Source organism: Ralstonia sp. RL, assembly GCF_001683835.1.
GTDB lineage: Bacteria > Pseudomonadota > Gammaproteobacteria > Burkholderiales > Burkholderiaceae > Ralstonia > Ralstonia mannitolilytica.
This window is the reverse complement of record NZ_LWRX01000174.1, coordinates 20,111-37,894: the sequence shown is the minus strand read 5'-3', so window position 1 is coordinate 37,894 and position 17,784 is coordinate 20,111. Positions and strand designations below refer to the sequence as shown.

Here is a 17,784-nt window from a genome sequence, read left to right as displayed (position 1 = left end):
GCCGCATCGCCGTGCTTACTTGCGTTTGAGCAGCGGCGCCAGGTACTTGCCGGTAAAGCTCGCCTTGTTCCGCGCCACGTCTTCGGGCGTGCCCTTGGCGATGATCTGCCCGCCGCCCGCACCGCCTTCCGGCCCAAGGTCGAGCAGCCAGTCGGCCGTTTTGATCACGTCGAGATTGTGCTCGATGATGACGATCGTATTGCCATGGTCACGCAGCTTGTAGATGACCTTGAGCAACAGCTCGATGTCGTGGAAGTGCAGGCCGGTGGTCGGCTCGTCCAGGATGTACAGGGTGCGGCCCGTGTCGCGTTTCGACAGCTCGAGCGACAGCTTCACGCGCTGCGCTTCACCGCCCGACAGCGTGGTCGCCGATTGCCCCAGGCGGATGTAGCCAAGGCCAACATCCAGCAGCGTCTGCAGCTTGCGGCGCACGACTGGCACCGGCGCGAAGAACTCGTGCGCCTGCTCCACCGTCATCTCCAGCACTTCGGTGATGTTCTTGCCCTTGTAGAGCACTTCGAGCGTTTCGCGGTTGTAGCGCTTGCCGTGGCACACGTCGCACGGCACGTACACGTCGGGCAGGAAGTGCATCTCGACCTTGAGCACGCCGTCGCCTTGGCAGGCCTCGCAGCGGCCGCCCTTGACGTTGAACGAGAAGCGGCCCGGGTCGTACCCGCGCTCCTTGGCCGCCGGCACGCCAGCAAACAATTCGCGGATCGGTGTGAACAGGCCCGTGTACGTGGCCGGGTTCGAGCGCGGCGTGCGGCCGATCGGCGACTGGTCGACGTTGATGACCTTGTCGAAATGCTCGAGCCCCTCAATGCGGTCGTGCGGTGCCGGCTCCGGCGTCGAGCCGTACAGATGGCGCGCCACTGCGTGATACAGCGTGTCGTTGATCAGCGTCGACTTGCCCGAGCCCGACACGCCCGTGATGCACGTGAGCAGCCCGATCGGGATGTCCGCCGACACGTTCTTCAGGTTGTTGCCCGTGGCGTTGATGATGCGCAGCCAGCGCTCGTCGTCCGGCGCCGTGCGCTGCTTTGGCACCTCGATGCGGCGCTTGCCCGACAGGTAGCCGCCCGTGAGCGATGCCGGCGATTGCTCGATCTGCATCGGCGTGCCCTCGGCGATGATCTGACCGCCGTGCACGCCGGCGCCCGGGCCGATGTCCACCACGTAGTCCGACGCGCGGATCATGTCCTCGTCGTGCTCGACCACCAGCACCGAGTTGCCGAGATCGCGCAGGTGCTTGAGCGTGCCGATCAGGCGGTCGTTGTCGCGCTGGTGCAGGCCGATGGACGGCTCATCAAGCACGTACATCACGCCGGTCAGCCCCGAGCCGATCTGCGACGCCAGGCGGATGCGCTGCGCCTCGCCGCCCGAGAGCGTATCGGCGCTGCGCTCCAGCGATAGGTAATCGAGCCCGACGTTGTTCAGGAAGTTCAGCCGCGCGGTGATCTCCTTGACGATCTTGTCGGCAATCTCGCGCTTGGCGCCGTGCAGGTTCAGCGTGAGGAAATACGTGAGCGCGTCGCGCAGCGGCCAGCCGTTGATCTCGTAGATGCCGCGGGCCTGGTCGCCTTCGCCCACCTTGACGAAGCGGGCCTCGCGGCGCAGGCGGGTGCCGTGGCACTCCGGGCACGCCTGGTTGTTCTGGTACTTGGCCAGCTCCTCGCGCACGGCAATGGAGTCGGTCTCCTTGTAGCGCCGCTCGAGGTTCGGGATGATGCCCTCGAACGCGTGCTCGCGCACCGTCGTCTTGCCGCGTTCGTTGATGTACGTGAACGGAATCTGCTGCTTGCCCGAGCCGTGCAGCACGATCTGCTGGATTTCCTGCGGCAGCTCTTCGAACGGCACGTCGATGTCGACGTCGTAGAACGCCGCCAGGCTCTGCAGCATCTGGAAGTAGAACTGGTTGCGGCGGTCCCACCCCTTGATGGCGCCCGAGGCCAGCGACAGGTTCGGGAAGGCCACCACGCGCTTCGGATCGAAGAACGTGATCTGGCCCAGGCCGTCGCAGTGCGGGCAGGCGCCCATCGGGTTGTTGAACGAGAACAGCCGCGGCTCCAGCTCCTGCAGCGAATACGAGCAGATCGGGCACGCAAACTTGGAGCTGAAGACGTGTTCGCGGCCCGTATCCATTTCCAGCGCCACGGCGCGGCCGTCGGCCAGGCGCAGCGCGGTTTCGAACGATTCGGCCAGGCGCTGCTTGAGCTCCGGGTTGACCTTCACGCGGTCGACCACCACGTCGATCGAGTGCTTGTCGTTCTTCTTCAGTCTGGGCAGGTCGTCGACCTCGTAGACCCGGGCCTCGGCCTCATGCGCGGTGCCGCCGCCCGAGCGCACCCGAAAGCGCACGAAGCCCTGCGCCTGCATCGCCTCGAACAGGTCGACATGCTCGCCCTTGCGGTTGACCACCACGGGCGCCAGGATCATCAGCTTGGTGTCGGCCGGCAGCGCCAGCACGGCGTCCACCATTTGTGACACGCTCTGCGCTTCCAGCGGCTGGCCGTGGTCGGGGCAGTAGGGGGTGCCGGCGCGCGCATACAGCAGACGCAGGTAGTCGTGGATCTCGGTGACCGTGCCGACGGTGGAGCGCGGGTTGTGGCTGGTGGCCTTCTGTTCGATGGAGATGGCCGGCGACAGGCCTTCGATCAGGTCCACATCCGGCTTTTCCATCAGCTGCAGGAACTGCCGCGCGTAGGCAGAAAGTGACTCGACATAGCGCCGCTGCCCCTCCGCGTACAGCGTGTCGAACGCCAGCGACGACTTGCCCGACCCCGAAAGCCCGGTGATCACGACCAGCTTGTTGCGCGGCAGATCCAGGTTGATGTTCTTCAGGTTGTGGGTACGGGCCCCACGAATCTTGATTTCGTCCATGTGTGGCTGAATGCGGCTCAATGCGGCGTCGGGTGCGGACCGCCTGCGGCAATCGGCGGGAGGGGGTGGAAAAGGGTAAGCCTGCTAATATACCGAACTTCGGTTTTGCCGGTGTCCGCGCCCAGATGGGGCGATTGGCGAGGCCGTTCAAGTGTCTTTGTCGCCGCATTCCTTTCGTGTGTTCTGCGGCGGTTTCCGCGCCATGTCTTCCGCTTCCCCGTCCATGACTTCCGCTTCCGGCCGCATGACCGGCCTCGAGCTGCGTGCGGCCGCTTCGCTGGCCGGCATCTTCGCGCTGCGCATGTTGGGCCTGTTCATGATCATGCCGGTCTTCGCGGTGTTCGCGAAAACGCTGCCCGACGGCAACAACACGCAGCTCGTCGCCTTCGCCATCGGCGTGTACGGCCTGACGCAGGCGGTGCTCTACATCCCGTACGGCTGGCTGTCTGACCGCTTCGGGCGCAAGCCCGTCATTGTTGCGGGCCTGGTGATCTTCGCGATGGGCAGCCTGGTGGCGGCGTTTTCGCACAGCGTCGCGGGCATCGCCGTGGGGCGGGCCATCCAGGGCGCGGGAGCCATCTCATCGGCGGTGATCGCCTTCGTGGCCGACCTCACGCGCGAAGAGCAACGCACCAAGGCCATGGCCATGATTGGCGGCAGCATCGGCGTGTCGTTTGCCGTGGCCATCGTGAGCGCGCCGGTCATCTTCCGCTGGGTCGGCATGCCGGGGATGTTCCTGGCGATTGGCGTGCTGGCCATCGTCGCCATCGGCGTGGTGATGTGGGTGGTGCCGAATGCGCCGCGCCCGCCCGCGCACGTGAAGGCGCCGTTCCGCGAAGTGCTGCACAACCCCGAGCTGCTGCGCCTGAACTTTGGCGTGTTCGCCCTGCATGCCACACAGACGGCCCTGTTCGTCGTGCTGCCGCACATGCTGGAAGCCGCCGGCCTGCCCGTCGATTCGCACTGGAAGATTTACCTGCCGGTGATGGGCGTGTCGTTCGTGCTGATGGTGCCGGCCATCATTGCGGCGGAGAAGCGCGGCAGGATGAAGGCCGTGCTGCTCTGCGCCGTCGCGCTGGTGATGGTGGCGCAACTGGCGCTGGGCGAAGTGCATCCGACGCTGGCGGCCCTGTCGATCGCGCTGCTGGTCTACTTCCTCGGCTTCAACGTGCTGGAGGCGTCGCAGCCATCGCTGGTGTCGAAGTACGCGCCGGGCGTACGCAAGGGGGCGGCCATGGGCGTATACAACACGACGCAGGCCCTGGGCCTGTTTGCGGGCGGCGCCGGCGGCGGCTGGATTCTGCTGCACGTGGGGCAGCATGCCGTATTTTTGACCTGCGCGGCGCTGGCTTTGGCGTGGCTTATAATCGCCAGCCCCATGCAGATGCCGGCGTTGCGTCGGCACTAGGGTCGGCATTCAGCGCTACACTTTCAGTCGGCTTTTTTTCGTTAGCCCTTTACGGCGGCATCCCTTCAATTACCTTCGGAAACTCATCATGGCGTCCGTCAACAAAGTCATCATCGTCGGCAATCTCGGTGCCGACCCGGAAACGCGTTACATGCCCAGCGGCGACGCCGTCACCAACATCCGCGTGGCCACCACGGACCGCTACAAGGACAAGGCCAGCGGCGAAATGCGCGAAGCCACCGAATGGCACCGCATCGCCTTCTTCGGCCGCCTGGCGGAAATCGCCGGCGAATACCTGAAAAAGGGCTCGCAGGTCTACGTCGAAGGGCGCCTCAAGACCCGCCAGTGGGAGAAGGACGGCCAGAAGCAATACAGCACCGAAATCGTCGCAGAGCAGATGCAGATGCTCGGCGGCCGCCAAGGCATGGGCGGTGAGGGCGGTGGTGGCTACTCGCGCGGCGGAGAAGGCGGCGGTGGGGGTTACGGCGGCGGCCGCAGCCAGGGCCAGGGCGGTGGCGGCGGCTACTCGCGCGGCGGCGAGGCCGGTGCCGGCCAGGGCGGCAGCGCACGCCGTCAGCCCGCGCCGTCGAATGGCTTCGAGGACATGGACGACGATATCCCGTTCTGACCAACGTACCCGTCAGACAAAGGAAGATTCCTCCCTGAGCTTTGATGGGTAAAAAAACTGAATGCAGGGCGCCGCTAGGGCGCCCTTTTTCATTGGGCAGCCCGCCCACACCGGATTGGTCTGTGACCGTAGCCCCACGGTCGGCGCTTGGGAAGCGCGGCATGAGCAGACTTGTGCCTACCTCGCTCAACTCGACCGCGTTGCGGCGTCCACCGGCACGTTTGATGACCGCGCTTGCGTGTGCGGGAACGGACTACAGCCACCAGCACGCCAGTTGGTTGAGACAAAAGGCTGCCGTATCTCTCATATTTGATATACTTATCAAGGTTGATAGAATCGACTTTTTGAGCGGCGAGTCTCCGGCGGCGTAGCGGCTGGGCACATGGTTGGCGCGGCAGCAGACATGCCCCGCCTCCCGCGGGCGGCGAGCCCGGAACTCGAACCCGAATTTGGCAGGCATCCGCAATGAGCATACTTGGTCGCTGTATTACGATTTCGATTGCTACCTTTTCTTGTGCAATTGCCGGCGTCTATGTGCACAAGCTGTTTCCGGCAGATATCAGCCTGTCTGAAGATATCATCAAATCTGTTTCAGGCTTGATCGGCACGCTGTTTGCCATCGTTCTAGGCCTTCTCGTATCTTCTTCCTACGCCACGTTCAACAATCATCAGGCCGATTTCAATTCCTTGATCAACGCTGTGGGGAATATTGATCTTCTGCTCAAGCAATTTCCCGGCGTCTCCGATAAGCCAAGGACAATGCTGCGCCGGATGGTCGTTCGCCTGCTGCAACGATATTGGTCGGATCAGGGCAGCCAGCAGGCGACAGAGGTAAGCTACGCGCACCTTTCCGAGGACGTCGAGACGATGCTGGAGATCAACAGGATCTCCGAGGGGTTTGAAGCCGTCACCCGCGACGACCTTAACGCTATCCGCCAGTTTTCCAGCAACTTTATTGCCATCCAATCGAATATCGTCAGGAGTCTTTCAAATCAGGTGCCTGCACTGCTTCTTGTCATTGTGTTTGGCTGGGCCTGTCTGCTGTTTTTTCTTTATGGAAGCCTCAGTGGCGGCAATATCGTCGGAATACTGTTTATATTGTTGGGCGCCGTCGCTATCGCAAGCGCCAATTTCTTGATACTGGAACTGACCCATCCGTATCAGGGCCTGTTCAAGGTCTCCAGCGCCCCATTCGACCTGCTGCTGCGGTCCATGATCCAGGAGGGCGATGCGTTGGGCCACGACTGACCCGCGGCTGTCGCGGGCGCTGCGACACAGACCCAGGGGCACGATCCGATGGGCGATATGCGCCCAGGGGCGCTAGTCGCTCTCACAAGGCTTCTTGAAGACATGTTTCACGCCGCACTTGGTCGCATGCGCCGCGTTCTTCACGCCATGGCCCACCGCGCGCGCGGCGTTGGCCGTGGCATGCCCGACTTCCTTTGCTGCATGCCCCGTTTTGCGCGCCGCTTCTTTCGTGCCCTGCTTGATGTCCTGCTTGGCCTCAGAGAGGTCAGCGTGGGCTAGCGCACTCCACAGCGCGAGCAGCAGCGCGGGGATCAAAAGCAGACGGCTTTTCATACGGAATCCTCTCAAACAGGTTCATGCAGCGGACGCGTCGAGCACCACGGCGGCGCGCCCGGTCAACAGGAGGCGCTCGCCATCGCGCACCGTGAATCGGTACAGCACGTTGTTGCCGTCGCCGCCGATGCGTTCGGCCTCGACATCGAGCGGCGCGTCGATCGTGTCGAGCCGCGGGACGTGCGCCTCGACGCTGCGCACGCTGGCGAGGAACCCGGCGCGGGGACGCCGCTGGTCTGCTGCGCACAGGGCGCCGTGCACCGCCATGGCCTGCGCCGCGTACTCGATGCCGCAGACGGCCGCCAGCCGTCCGTGGGCGCGCAGCGGATTGGCCGGGTCGCGGTGGCTGGTGGCCGTGCAGTGGACGCGCGTATCGCTCCAGCCGACGACGGCGTCGAGCAGGCACATGGTGCCGCTGTGCGGAATGCGCGCCGCGATCCAGTCGCGGTCCAGCGGCGGTACCCGTTGCGAATCTGGGCTCACGACGCGCTGGCCTGCATGGTGGACGTGCCCAACGGCGTGAGGTCGACCTGCAGACGCGTGTCGGGCAGGTAATCGAGCACGAGGTTCGTGGCGCGCTGTGTGGCCAGCGCCTGCAGCAGCGGCAATGCGCGCGCGGCGGGGTTGCCCTGACGCAGCGTCTCGAGCGCCGCATCCGCGAGCGTGGTCGGGGGTGTGTCGCTCAGTGCGACGTCGATGCGGGCGAGCGAGCGCGGGCCCGCTTCGCGCGCCAGCACGAGGGCCACCGCAAACGCATCGGGCACCGGGCGGACGGCGTGCAACGGCTCCGGATATGTGCCGTCATACGCGACCAGCAGGGTCGGCGTGCCATCGGCCGCCACCTGGCAGACAGTGTCGAGCAGGCCAGCCGCAAAGCTGCCGTCGTGCGCGCACAGCACGTTGGATGGCGCCCGGGCCTGCGTGGCGATGCTCCAGTAGCCGGCCGGCGCGTTGTGCACGGAGTTGTGGAAGCGCGTGGGCGAGAGCTTGCGGTCGTCGCCGGCCAGGGTTTCGCAGATCGCGTGGCAGTTGTGGCCGTCGCCGCCAGACGAACTGAACACCGTCGCGAGCGAGGCCGCATCGCGCCCGCTACCGGCGACCGCTTCGCGCCCCACGGCCAGTGCAAGCTTGACGACCGGCCCCGTGCGGCGGCGCTCGATGGCCGGCAGGCCGGCGGGCGGCGGCAGCTCGGTTGGCGCGTGCGTGTAGGCCGTGCGGCCCGCAAGCACCTGGGCGGTGTGCGGCCACTCCGGCAGCCCCGGGCCCAGCACGCCGACGCTTTCGATGAATGCACTGAGTCGGGTCATGATGCGAGCCCTGCGCGGCCAAAGACCAGGCTGCAGTTCGTGCCGCCAAAACCGAAGGCGTTGCTCAGCGCCGCCTGCACGCGCGCGTTGCGATCGGAGGTAACGTAATGCACGCCGAGTGCGGGATCCGGCTCGGTGGTGTTGATGCCGGCGGGAACGAACTGGTGGCGCAGGGCGAGCGCCGTGATGACGGCCTCCAGCGCGCCTGCCGCGCCGAGCGTGTGGCCGGTCGCCCCCTTGGTCGAACTGCACGCCGTGCCGTCGAACAGCGCCCGGACGGCATGGGCCTCCGCCGCGTCGTTGCTGAGTGTGCCCGTGCCGTGCAGGTTGATGTAGTCGATGTCGGATGCGTCCAGGCCGCTGGTCGACAGCGCCTGCGCCATGGCCGCCTGTGCCCCGAGGCCCTCAGGATGCGGCGACGACATGTGATGCGCGTCGCTCGATTCGCCGATGCCGAGCAGCGCGATCGCATCGTCGTCGACGGCGTGTGGGGGCATGCGCTCCAGCAACGCAAACGCCGCCGCCTCGCCGATCGAGATGCCGTCACGCGCCACGTCGTACGGGCGGCATGGCCGGCGCGACAGCAGCTCGAGCGAATTGAACCCGTACAGCGCGGTCAGGCACAGCGAATCGACACCGCCCACCACCGCCGCGTCGATCAGCCCGGCTTCGAGCATGCGCCGCGCCGAGGCAAACACCTTGGCGCCCGACGAGCATGCCGACGAAATGGCCATGGCCGGGCCGCCGAGGCGGCAATACGCGCGGACGAACGCGGCGGGCGAGTAGATGTTGTGCGTCTGCGTGTAGCGGAAATCGCCGGGCAGCGCGCCGGACTGCGGATCGCGGTGCTGATAGGCGTGTTCGGTTTCGAGGATGCCCGACGTGCTGGTGCCGATGAAGACGCCGATGCGCTGCGCGCCATAGCGGGCCCTGGCCGCTTCCACGCGCTCGGCAAAGCCGTCCTGTGTGAGACCGATCTGGGCGAGGCGGTTGTTGCGGCAATCGAACTCGGCCAGGTCGGAGCGCACCGGAGCGTCGTCGACGCCGTCCACTGCGCCGATCCAGGTGTCGAGTTCCGCCCGCGGAAAGTCGCACGGCGCGAGGCCGCCACGCTGCCCGCGCAACGCCGCCAGCGTGGCGTCAAGGCCACGTCCGAGACAACTCGTGGCGGTGAAATGCGTGACCAGTACGGGCTTCACTTGGGGGGGGCGCGGTAGGGGTGGGAAATGGGCTGCAGGCCGTTGCCGCAGGCCATGGCGTCAAGTCACAAATTTTATCAAATGGACATGTGCGGCTCGGCGCCCGGTGCGGCGTGGTCTTCCAGGCAATCGCGCAGCGTCGCGCAGCGCAACCGCGCCTGCCGGGCGGCCTCCAGCACCTTCGGCAAGACGGACAGCAGCACCGGTTCACCTTGTACGTCGCGCGCGGCGTGACCGTCGTGCAGCAGCAGGATGTCGCGCGGTGCGAGGTGGTGCAGCAGACGCTGCGCGACGGCGTCTGCGTTGGTGGAGCGCGTATCGAAGCCGCGGCGCGTCCAACTGGCCAGCTGCAGGCCAAGCTGGCACAGCACCGGCTCAAGAAACGGATTGCGCAGCCCCGCCGGGGCGCGGAAAAACAGCGGCCGGGTGCCGGTGATCTGCGTGAGCGTGTCCTGCGCCGCGCCAATCTCCCTGCGCAGTGCCCCAGGGCCTTGCACCGAGAACGTGTGCCGATGCCGCTGGCTGTGGTTTTCCACGGCATGCCCGCGCGCGACGATGGCCTCGACGCAGCGCGGGTGGCGCAATGCCAGCTCGCCGATGCAGAAGAACGTGGCCTTGGCGTTGTAGCGGTCGAGCATGTCCAGGACGCGCGGCGTGACTTCCGGATCGGGGCCGTCGTCGATGGTCAGTGCGATCTGCGCGCCGGCCGTTTCGGGCAGCCTCGTCCAGTTCGGGCCGAGCCACGTGCTGCGAGGCCACAGGCCGGCGGCCATCAGCACCAGATGCGATGCGATGACGCTGCCCCCCGCCCACGGCCATGCAGCGGGCGCGGCCACCGCAGCGAGCGCGGCGCCGGCATGCACCGCCAGCGCGCCGCTGATGAGCGGCGTCGGCTTCCAGCGGCGTGCCGCAACGGCTATCGAAGCAGACGACGCGTTCATGGCGTGGCGGGGTCTGAGCATTGGCGGGGCGCGAGGATGGCAGCAAACACCAGCGCGAGCATGGCACCGGGGCCAACGGTCAGGCCGAATGTGCTGAGCAGCGGCACGTGCGAGAAGGCCAGCAGCCCAAAGCCGGCCACCGTTGCGAGATTGGCCACCAGCAGCGACACGAGCGTCTGCGTGCCGATGTGCTGCTCGGCCGTGCCCGCACGCTGGCTGAAGAACAGCGCATAGTTCGATCCGACCGCTACGATCAGCAGCATGCCGACCAGATGCAGGATCGTGAGCTGCACGCCGGCCAGCGCAAAGCCGGCCGCCACCACCAGCACCGAGCCGACGAGCGGGGCCAGTGCATGCACAGCGCGCCGTGCCGAGCGCAGCGCCACAAGCAGCAGCACGGCAATCACCGCAAAACCGGCGAGCGACAGGCGGATGTCCTCATGCACGTAGTCGACGTAGAGGCGGTCCGCCTCGGCCTTCAGATCGACGAACAGGGCACCGGACACGCCCGCACGCGCCACGGCGGCGCGGACGGGCTCGGCATCCAGGCTCGGCTGGTGGGATGCCGCCTTTGCGCCTGCCGGTGCACGCAGCGGCAGCATGGCGCTCCACTGGCCGGCACGTTCGGTCAGCAGCGCATCGACAGCCAACGCCATCGATGTGCCGTTCAGATCGGCACGCCGCAGCAGCGGCTGGGTGCGGGCAGCCGTGACGTCGGCGATGAACGGCGCGAAGCGCTCGGGCTTGACGCGGATCGCCTGGCCTTCGACGGCAGCGCGCATGCGTGCGGTCAGCGCGTCGGCGCTCGGCAGGCTGGCCAGGCGCGCACGCTGCGTCGCGTCGCTCGGCAGATAGCGCGCGGGGTTCTCGAAGCCGGCGAGCACGCCACGGTCCACCAGCGGCTGCAGCTGCGCGGCGATCCTCTCGGCGCCTTCCAGCGCGGCCTGCTCCGTTGCGCCGGGAATCACCACCAGATAGCGCACGTCCGGCGCCCCGACGTCTGCGCGCAGGCTCGCGTCGAGTGCCTGGCTGCTGGCGGGCACGGGGCTCAATGCGGCCAGCTCGCGGCTCCACAGGCCATCGCGATGCAGCGCCAGGACGGCGAGCGAGCCCGCGAGTACCAAGGCCAGCAGCCAGCGCAGCCGACAAGCCGTACCGGCCGCGCGTGCAAGCCATCCGCCCAGGCGCGACACATCGCGGATCTCCACGTGCCCGCTGTACAGATGCGGCAGCACAAAACGCGTGATGAGCGCCGCCGTCACGAGTCCCACGATCGAATACAGCCCGAGTTGCACCAAGCCGGGAAAGCCAGAAAACAGCATCGACGCAAAGCCGCACACCGAGGTCAGCACGCCCAGGCGGATGGTCGGCCAGTACGCGGCCACCCACGCCCGCAGGCTGTCACGCGGGCTGGTGCCGCGCGCGCGGGCGGACTGCACGAACAGATAGACCGAGTAGTCCACCGCCTCGCCGATGAGCGTGGTGCCAAAGCCGAGCGTGAGCCCGTGCACCGCGCCGAATGCCAGGCTGACCCCCGCCACCCCTGCGGCCACGCCCGAGAGCACCGGCAGCAGCCCCAGCACTACCGTGCGCGGCGAGCGGTACACCGTCAGCAGCAGCGCCACGACCAGCACCAGGCTCAGCGTCGAGAGCCGCTCCACGTCATGCCGGATTGCGTTGCGTGTCTCCACGGAGAAGACGCCCGGGCCGGTCATCAGCAGCCGGGCCGATGCCGCATTGGGCGTGCTGTGCGAGGCGGCATCGAAGGCGCGGCGCACGGCATCCATGGCGCGGGCCTGGGCGTCGGTGTCGGAGCCCGCGGCAGCCGTCTGCACGACAAGCACGGCGCGCTGCCCGTCGCGCGCCGCCCACACGCCGTGCATCGACGACGGCAGCGCGGTGGTGTTGAGCTGGCTGACGAGCGCGGCCACCTCGCCCGTCGGGTCGTGCGGCAGCAGGTGCTTGGCGACGAGCCCGGCAGACGAACTCAGCAGGTCCAGGCTCTCGGCCAGTGCGGCGTGCAGGCCCTCGGCAGAGAAGCGCTGCGGCGTCACGGCGGGGCTGAGCACGTAGCGGTGCTCGAAGATGAACTGCCGGTCGCGCGCCTCGTTCACGGGCTCGCCGTTGTTGACGGCATGGAACTGCGGGTCGGCGCGCAGCGTCGCCGCGAGCTTGCGTGAGAGCGTCGCGCGCGTGGCCGCATCGCTGCCTTCAATGCCGACGAGGATGAGCCGTGACACCAGCCCCTCGCGCAGCTGGTCCACCAGCACGCGCTGCTCGGCGCTTGGGGAGCGCGGCAGGAACGCAGACAGGTCGGCCGTGAACTGCGCGCGCGACACCACGATCGCGCACAGCGCCAGGCCGGTCAGCCAGAGCAGCACCGCGGGCCGGCGCAGGGCGTGCAAGCGTTCCATGCGGCTGCCTCTATGGGCGCCGGGCGGTACCGGCGATGCGCTGCAGCCGCATCACCGAATGGTCGCCGTCGGCCTGGCGGAGGGTGACGCTGCGCATCGCGTCGCCCGTGCCCTCGAGCGTGATCGAACTGACGACTTTCTGCATGCGCGCGTCGATGGGCGTGAGGGTGAGCGTCCAGTCGTCGCCGCGGCCCGCAATGGCAACCTGGTAGATCGCTTCGAGCGCGTAGCGGTTGCCGGCCAGCGTCGCGCGGATGCTGTCGATGAAGGCGTTGAGCTCCGGATACTGCGAAAGCGGCACGGTGAACCTGCGCTGGTTGCGCTCCACGGTCAGCTTGTCACCGTCGATGACCATGTGCTCCGGCTTGGGCCGCAGCGTGTGCTTTTCCAGATGGTCCGGCGCGACGAACACCAGCTCGCCCGACGACACGATCGGCTCGGCCGCGATCGACAGCGTCTTGGTCTCGATAAAGCTGGCGCGCCCGGACGTGTTGCGCGCAAGGGTGGACATCAGGCGGTCGAGCGTCCATGCGGTATCGGCGTGCGCGGCGCCGGCCAGCATGCAGGCAGCGAGCAGCGTGAGGACGGCGCGGTAGAGACGAAATGGGCGCGTTGCGGTCATGGTGTCTGGGTGGTCTGTCGCTTGGCCGCGGTGCCGGCGGGTGCGGGGGCGGCGCCGGCATCGTGCCAGAAATCGAAGAAATTGAACCAGTTGTACGGCGCGATGCGGCAATAGCGCTCGACGCGCTCGACATAGCGCGCCAGCGCTGCCTCGACGGCGGCGGCGCGTTCCTCGCGACGGATGTCGGTGAAGTCGGCCAGCCGGTCAAAGTGGACGGCGTAGCGGTTGCCGCCCAGGTGCAGCCCTGTCATGAACAGCACCGGCCGCCTCAGCATGGCGGCCATGTGCAGCGGCCCCAGCGGAAACCCCGCCGGGCTGCCCAAAAACGCCATGCGCCGCACCGACGGGCCGGCATCGCGCAGCAGCGTGCGGTCGGCCAGCATGCCAACGAGCCGGTTGTCGTCGAGCGCCTCGCGCACCTGCAGCATGGCGTCGACCCGCCCCAGCGGAATGACGTCGGGCGCCGCCGCGGGGTTGATGGCGGCAATGGCGGCGTTGATGTTGCGCGCGTTGTCTTCGTACATGGCGACGGCCACACGCAGGTCCGGTACTGAGCGGCCCAGCGCGCGCACGACCTCGAAGCTGCCGAGGTGCGCGCCGAGCAGAAAGGCGCCCCGGCCTTGCGCGAGCACGGCATGCACGTGCTCTTGCCCCTGCAACCCGATGTCGAAGAGATCGAAGCGCCCCGCGATCAGGTAGATGCGGTCGTGGATCGTCGTAGCGAACGTGAACATGTGGCGGAACACGTCGCGCACCCCGGCACGCCGGCCGAGCGTGCGCCGCAGGTAGTCGCGCGAAGCCCGGCATGCCGACGGCGAACACAGCACGAAGTACGCGGCGATCAGGCGCAGCAGGGCGCGCCCCAGCCGTCGCCCCAGCCGCAGCGACAGCCACGTCATCACGCGCAGCAGCAGCGCGTTGCTGCGTTCCGGGCGCTCTGCCCATTCGGGGCGCTTCATGCCGTCACGCCCTCCTGCACGCTCAGCACACCGCTGGCGACGTCGCGCTCGCCCGTGCGGATCGTGAAGACGATTGCGCCGCCGGCCGTGGTGTCAAACGTCACGTCGAGCGCGTCTTCCGGCTCTGCGGGGCTCAGGAACTTGGCCGAACGGATGCGGCAGGCATCGAGCGAGCGGCCGAGCGCCGCACCGATGAGCCCGATGGCGCGATCGAGCAGCACCACGCCGGGCACGATCGGGTGCCCGGGAAAATGGCCAGGCAGGGCGGGGTGGCCGGCCGGAATCGTGAACCGCAGGACGGTCTGCCGAGGCGGGCGCGACGCATGCCGTGCCACCAGCGCCGCGAGGACGTCGCGCTGGAGTTTGCCGGTCTCGTTGCGCGGCAGCGCGTCGACCAGCAGCAGGGGGCGCGGCAAGAACGCGGCATCGACGCGCTCGTGCAGCGCGCGCAGCACGTCCGCCGCCGCCAGCTCTGGCGCGACCACCAGCGCCACCAGACGCGTGACCGCCGTGCCGCCGTGCGCGTGTGGGGCCGCCGGGGCGGCGTCGGGCATGAAGAACACGCCGTCCACCACGCCCGGGATCGACGTGAGCTGATGGTTCAGATACGCCAACGAAGAGCGCTTGCCCGCAATGTTGATGAGATCGGCCTTGCGTCCGTGCAGGTGGAAACGCGTGTCGTCCAGAAGCTCAATGGCGTCGCCCATCGGCACCGGCGTCTGCACGTGGCCGCCGCTGACCCATATGGTCGGGCCCTCGTCACCCGCGGTGTCGGGACGCGCCTGCATGCGCACGTCCGGATACAAGTGCCATGCGGTTTCGTTGGCGCTGCGGCGACTCGCGATCTGGCCGGTTTCGGTGCTGCCGTAAATCTCGATGAGCGGTGCCGCGAGGCGCGACTCTGCCTCCCGTGCGAGCGCTTCCGACAACGGCGCCGTGGCCGACAGCACGAGCGATGCGCAAGGCAGTGTCGGCTCCGATGCCAGCAGCGCACGCAGGTGCACCGGCGACGTCACCAGCACGCGCGGCTGCGGCACGGCGTCGAGCGTCTCGCGGATGTCCGCCGGATAGAACGGCTGTCGGCTGCTGAATGCGAGGCCGGCCTGCAGCGCCAGCAGTACCGTCATCTCGAACCCGTACATGTGCTGCGGCGGCACTGTGCCGACCAGCGTGACGGGGCGTCCGTCATCGAGCCCAAGCCGCGCCGCGGCGGTGTGCATGCATTGCACGAGGGCGCCCCAGGTCTTGCGATGCGGCACGGGCGTGCCGGTGGAGCCGGAAGTAAAGAGCACCGCCACCGGCCGCGACGCCTCGATCTGCGGCACGGCAGCGGCCGGCGCATCCGCGGCCAGATCGTCGGGATAGCGCAAGCCCGGCAGTGCGACGGGGCAGTCCTCGGTGTCATACAGGCAGAAGACATCCGGCGCGAACGCCGCGAGCTGGCGCACCATCTGCGCGGTCTGCATGGGCGGCAGCAGGCTGACCTTGCGGGCCACCAGCGTCGCGCAGACGCCCACGGCGAACCGGTAGCGGTCGGTGCACGCGTTGAATACGTGGGCGCCCGCAGGCAGTCTTGCCGCCAGCGCGGTCACATCGGCCACGAATGTGCGCACGGGCACGGGCGTGCCGTCGCGCCATGCGATCGTGTCATCCAGCGAGCGATGCGAGACGAGCGGGTAGGTGGGCATGCAGGACATTCCGGGGCGATTCGCGACTCAGCGGGGGCGGCCCGTGGCACCGTGCGCGGATTGGCGGTAGGCGCGCACGGCGTCGAACAGGTTGGAGCGCGGCGCGTCGCGCAGCACGATGCGCCGGCAGAGGTATTCCACCACGAACATCGCGCCGACCAGCGGCAGCGACACGTAGTTCGCGAACGTTGACCACGTGACGGTGGATGCCAGGGCAAACAGCGCCGTGGACGTGGCGGCCGTCGCCACGAAGAAGAGCGTCCACGCCCACGTGACCTGCCGCGAATACCAAGCGATGCGTGGCGTGAGCGTACCGTGCACGATGCGCGCGAATTGCGTGCACAGCGGTTCGCGCCCAGCCTGCAGCGTCCGGCCGAAGAGATAGGCCATCATCAGGTTGAAGGTCGCGTGCTCCAGGTACAGGCCCCAGTCGAAATGGCGTGCCAGCGGCTCGCGCATCGTCCAAAGCGCGCCGCAGAGCACGAGCCACAGCGGCACCAGCCACGCGCGCTGCACAGAGCGCGCGGCGGCCAGCAGGGCAATGGCCAGCGGCGGCACCAGCGCCATCGCCAGGCCCAGGCCATGCGCGCCAGGCGTCGCGACCGCATGGTGCGCACCGACCTGGTATGCGACGACGGCCGCCAGGCCCGCGGTGCCGTGTGCAAGGCGGAGCAGTCGGCTCATGGCAGGACAGGGCATCGTCGTGTGGAAGGGGACAGGTTCATCATAGGCACCGCGCTGGCATGGTCGGGCGGCACATTCTAGGGCCGCGCGGCGCGGTTGCCCGGCCCGGCGGCGGTGTGTTTGTAACCGGATGTACGCGGCCGTCCCGTCCGGGGCGGCATGCGGGGCCCGTCGGATGGCGCCACGACGGCGGCTGAATCGTTTGCGTCACATGGCGCGGAGCGCGCCGGCATGAGGTCTTGTCACGGTTTGCGGCTATACGCGGTGTGACCCTTCGTCTAGAATCCGCCTAGCTTAAACGACCCCCTTTCACAGGCGGGGCAAGACAGGGCTTCGGGCGAGGAGAACGACGTTGTTTCTGGCCGCATTCCCCGCTGCAGGCTGCCTGTGCATGCAAGACCGATGAACGATCTGGAAAAAGAGCTCGCCGTGCTGATGATCGGCGAACTGAACCTCGAAGACATCCAACTCGATTCCCTCACGGCCGATACGCCGCTGTATGGCGAAGGGTTTGGGCTCGACTCCATCGACATCCTCGAAATTGCGTTGCTGATCTCCAAGAAGTACGGCTTCGAACTGCGTTCGGGCGATCCGGAGAACAAGAAGATCTTCGCGTCGCTCGGGGCCCTCGCGGCCTACGTTGCCGCGCACCGTACGCGCTGATCCCAGCACCGGACGTCCCGCCGGACCGACGCCATGCCGATGACCGGCGCCTCTTCGACGCATCTCGTCCTCATTCCGAGCTACAACCCCGGCCGCAAGGTCGATGACGCCGTGCGCGCCGCCCGCGCGCAGTGGAACCCCGTGTGGGTGGTGGACGACGGCAGTACCGACGGCAGCACCGAGCGGCTGCGGGCCATGGCTGAGCGCGATCCGGGGCTGCACGTGATCGTGCTGCCGCGCAATCGCGGCAAGGGCGTGGCGATCCTGGCGGGACTGGAAGCCGCTGCCGCGCAGGGCTTCACCCACGTGCTGACCATGGACGCCGATGGCCAGCACCCCACCGACCTCATCCCCGCCTTCATGCAGGCTTCATGCGCGGCGCCGGACGCGATGGTGCTGGGGCAGCCGCTGTTCGATTCGAGCGCGCCGCAGATTCGCGTGCAGGGCCGGCGCCTGTCCAACGGCTGCGCAGACATCGAAACGCTGTGGGCGGGTATTGGCGATACGCTCTTCGGCTTTCGCGTGTACCCCATTGCGCCGCTGGCGGCGATCATGCGCCGGCATGCGTCGATGCGCGGTTTCGACTTTGATCCGGAAGCGGCGGTGCGCCTGTGCTGGGCCGGCGTGCGGCCGATCCGGCTCGATGCCCCTGTGCGGTACTTCCGGGCGGACGAGGGCGGGGTGTCACATTTCCGCTATCTGCGCGACAACGTCCTGCTCGTGGGGATGCACCTGCGATTGCTCGCCGAAGGGCTGGTGCGGCTGCCGTCGATGATCGCGCGCCGGCTGCAGCGCGGCTGGTAGCTGCGC

The 17,784-nt window shown here is 67.7% G+C and carries 16 protein-coding genes; 5 read left to right on the top strand and 11 right to left on the bottom strand.

All coding sequences use genetic code 11. From position 1 onward, the window contains the following. Positions 1–15: 15 nt before the first annotated feature. Positions 16–2,880: an excinuclease ABC subunit UvrA gene (gene uvrA, locus A6M56_RS17610; protein ID WP_286758260.1), complete on the bottom strand. Its 2,865-nt coding sequence runs from the start codon at positions 2,878–2,880 to the stop codon at positions 16–18. A gap of 244 nt (positions 2,881–3,124) precedes the next feature. Here uvrA and A6M56_RS17605 point away from each other — a divergent pair, with 244 nt between their 5' ends. From A6M56_RS17605 to A6M56_RS17595, 3 genes are all read left to right on the top strand, one after another. Further along, positions 3,125–4,288, top strand: a complete 1,164-nt coding sequence (locus A6M56_RS17605) for an MFS transporter (protein WP_102080706.1) — start codon at positions 3,125–3,127, stop codon at positions 4,286–4,288. An 88-nt stretch (positions 4,289–4,376) separates the two neighbouring features. Next, positions 4,377–4,916: a single-stranded DNA-binding protein gene (locus tag A6M56_RS17600; protein WP_045785747.1), complete on the top strand. Its 540-nt coding sequence runs from the start codon at positions 4,377–4,379 to the stop codon at positions 4,914–4,916. 465 nt (positions 4,917–5,381) lie between these two features. Further along, a complete protein-coding gene (locus tag A6M56_RS17595; RefSeq protein ID WP_102080707.1) occupies positions 5,382–6,164 on the top strand; it encodes a bestrophin-like domain in 783 nt (260 codons plus the stop codon). A gap of 72 nt (positions 6,165–6,236) precedes the next feature. Here the strand turns inward: A6M56_RS17595 and A6M56_RS17590 are convergent, their stop codons facing one another. The 10 genes from A6M56_RS17590 to A6M56_RS17545 all read right to left on the bottom strand — a co-directional run bounded on the left by A6M56_RS17590 (position 6,237) and on the right by A6M56_RS17545 (position 16,311). Further along, entirely contained in the window at positions 6,237–6,497 is a 261-nt protein-coding gene (locus tag A6M56_RS17590) for a hypothetical protein (protein WP_045785749.1), read from the bottom strand. A gap of 21 nt (positions 6,498–6,518) precedes the next feature. Further along, on the bottom strand, positions 6,519–6,980 hold the full coding sequence (locus A6M56_RS17585) for a hotdog family protein (RefSeq protein ID WP_045785750.1): 462 nt from the start codon (positions 6,978–6,980) through the stop codon (positions 6,519–6,521). Beyond that, positions 6,977–7,804, bottom strand: a complete 828-nt coding sequence (locus A6M56_RS17580; protein WP_062739095.1) for a beta-ketoacyl synthase chain length factor — start codon at positions 7,802–7,804, stop codon at positions 6,977–6,979. Before A6M56_RS17580 ends, A6M56_RS17585 begins: the two co-directional genes overlap by 4 nt. Further along, positions 7,801–9,003 carry a beta-ketoacyl-[acyl-carrier-protein] synthase family protein gene (locus A6M56_RS17575; protein ID WP_102080708.1) on the bottom strand — a complete coding sequence of 401 codons (1,203 nt, stop codon included), beginning with the start codon at positions 9,001–9,003 and terminating at the stop codon, positions 7,801–7,803. The genes A6M56_RS17580 and A6M56_RS17575 overlap by 4 nt, the downstream gene beginning before the upstream one ends. 77 nt (positions 9,004–9,080) lie before the next feature. Then, positions 9,081–9,944 (bottom strand): polysaccharide deacetylase family protein, encoded by an 864-nt coding sequence (locus tag A6M56_RS17570; protein ID WP_045785753.1) that lies wholly within the window; start codon positions 9,942–9,944, stop codon positions 9,081–9,083. Continuing rightward, positions 9,941–12,358 carry an MMPL family transporter gene (locus tag A6M56_RS17565; RefSeq protein WP_045785754.1) on the bottom strand — a complete coding sequence of 806 codons (2,418 nt, stop codon included), beginning with the start codon at positions 12,356–12,358 and terminating at the stop codon, positions 9,941–9,943. The genes A6M56_RS17570 and A6M56_RS17565 overlap by 4 nt, the downstream gene beginning before the upstream one ends. 10 nt (positions 12,359–12,368) lie before the next feature. Next, positions 12,369–12,980: a LolA-related protein gene (locus tag A6M56_RS17560; RefSeq protein WP_045785755.1), complete on the bottom strand. Its 612-nt coding sequence runs from the start codon at positions 12,978–12,980 to the stop codon at positions 12,369–12,371. Further along, positions 12,977–13,939: a lysophospholipid acyltransferase family protein gene (locus A6M56_RS17555; protein WP_102080709.1), complete on the bottom strand. Its 963-nt coding sequence runs from the start codon at positions 13,937–13,939 to the stop codon at positions 12,977–12,979. Before A6M56_RS17555 ends, A6M56_RS17560 begins: the two co-directional genes overlap by 4 nt. Then, the gene (locus tag A6M56_RS17550) at positions 13,936–15,627 is read right to left on the bottom strand and encodes an AMP-binding protein (protein WP_102080710.1); all 1,692 of its coding nucleotides are present in this window, start codon (positions 15,625–15,627) and stop codon (positions 13,936–13,938) included. Before A6M56_RS17550 ends, A6M56_RS17555 begins: the two co-directional genes overlap by 4 nt. A 27-nt stretch (positions 15,628–15,654) precedes the next feature. After that, the gene (locus A6M56_RS17545) at positions 15,655–16,311 is read right to left on the bottom strand and encodes a COG4648 family protein (RefSeq protein ID WP_102080711.1); all 657 of its coding nucleotides are present in this window, start codon (positions 16,309–16,311) and stop codon (positions 15,655–15,657) included. Positions 16,312–16,713: 402 nt separating this feature from the next. Between A6M56_RS17545 and A6M56_RS17540 the strand changes: the two genes are divergently transcribed. After that, positions 16,714–16,974 carry a phosphopantetheine-binding protein gene (locus A6M56_RS17540; protein ID WP_102080712.1) on the top strand — a complete coding sequence of 87 codons (261 nt, stop codon included), beginning with the start codon at positions 16,714–16,716 and terminating at the stop codon, positions 16,972–16,974. A 33-nt stretch (positions 16,975–17,007) separates the two neighbouring features. Continuing rightward, a complete protein-coding gene (locus A6M56_RS17535; RefSeq protein ID WP_045785760.1) occupies positions 17,008–17,778 on the top strand; it encodes a glycosyltransferase family 2 protein in 771 nt (256 codons plus the stop codon). The last annotated feature ends 6 nt before the right edge of the window (positions 17,779–17,784 follow it).

Excerpts from the sequence above, each read along its gene's own strand:
- A6M56_RS17570 (WP_045785753.1), bottom strand. The coding sequence starts at position 9,944 with ATGAACGCGTCGTCTGCTTCGATAGCCGTTGCGGCACGCCGCTGGAAG.
- A6M56_RS17600 (WP_045785747.1), top strand. The coding sequence starts at position 4,377 with ATGGCGTCCGTCAACAAAGTCATCATCGTCGGCAATCTCGGTGCCGAC.
- A6M56_RS17560 (WP_045785755.1), bottom strand. The coding sequence starts at position 12,980 with ATGACCGCAACGCGCCCATTTCGTCTCTACCGCGCCGTCCTCACGCTG.
- A6M56_RS17540 (WP_102080712.1), top strand. The coding sequence starts at position 16,714 with ATGAACGATCTGGAAAAAGAGCTCGCCGTGCTGATGATCGGCGAACTG.
- A6M56_RS17595 (WP_102080707.1), top strand. The coding sequence starts at position 5,382 with ATGAGCATACTTGGTCGCTGTATTACGATTTCGATTGCTACCTTTTCT.
- A6M56_RS17555 (WP_102080709.1), bottom strand. The coding sequence starts at position 13,939 with ATGAAGCGCCCCGAATGGGCAGAGCGCCCGGAACGCAGCAACGCGCTG.
- A6M56_RS17590 (WP_045785749.1), bottom strand. The coding sequence starts at position 6,497 with ATGAAAAGCCGTCTGCTTTTGATCCCCGCGCTGCTGCTCGCGCTGTGG.
- uvrA (WP_286758260.1), bottom strand. The coding sequence starts at position 2,880 with ATGGACGAAATCAAGATTCGTGGGGCCCGTACCCACAACCTGAAGAAC.
- A6M56_RS17580 (WP_062739095.1), bottom strand. The coding sequence starts at position 7,804 with ATGACCCGACTCAGTGCATTCATCGAAAGCGTCGGCGTGCTGGGCCCG.
- A6M56_RS17550 (WP_102080710.1), bottom strand. The coding sequence starts at position 15,627 with ATGCCCACCTACCCGCTCGTCTCGCATCGCTCGCTGGATGACACGATC.
- A6M56_RS17565 (WP_045785754.1), bottom strand. The coding sequence starts at position 12,358 with ATGGAACGCTTGCACGCCCTGCGCCGGCCCGCGGTGCTGCTCTGGCTG.
- A6M56_RS17545 (WP_102080711.1), bottom strand. The coding sequence starts at position 16,311 with ATGAGCCGACTGCTCCGCCTTGCACACGGCACCGCGGGCCTGGCGGCC.
- A6M56_RS17605 (WP_102080706.1), top strand. The coding sequence starts at position 3,125 with ATGACCGGCCTCGAGCTGCGTGCGGCCGCTTCGCTGGCCGGCATCTTC.
- A6M56_RS17535 (WP_045785760.1), top strand. The coding sequence starts at position 17,008 with ATGCCGATGACCGGCGCCTCTTCGACGCATCTCGTCCTCATTCCGAGC.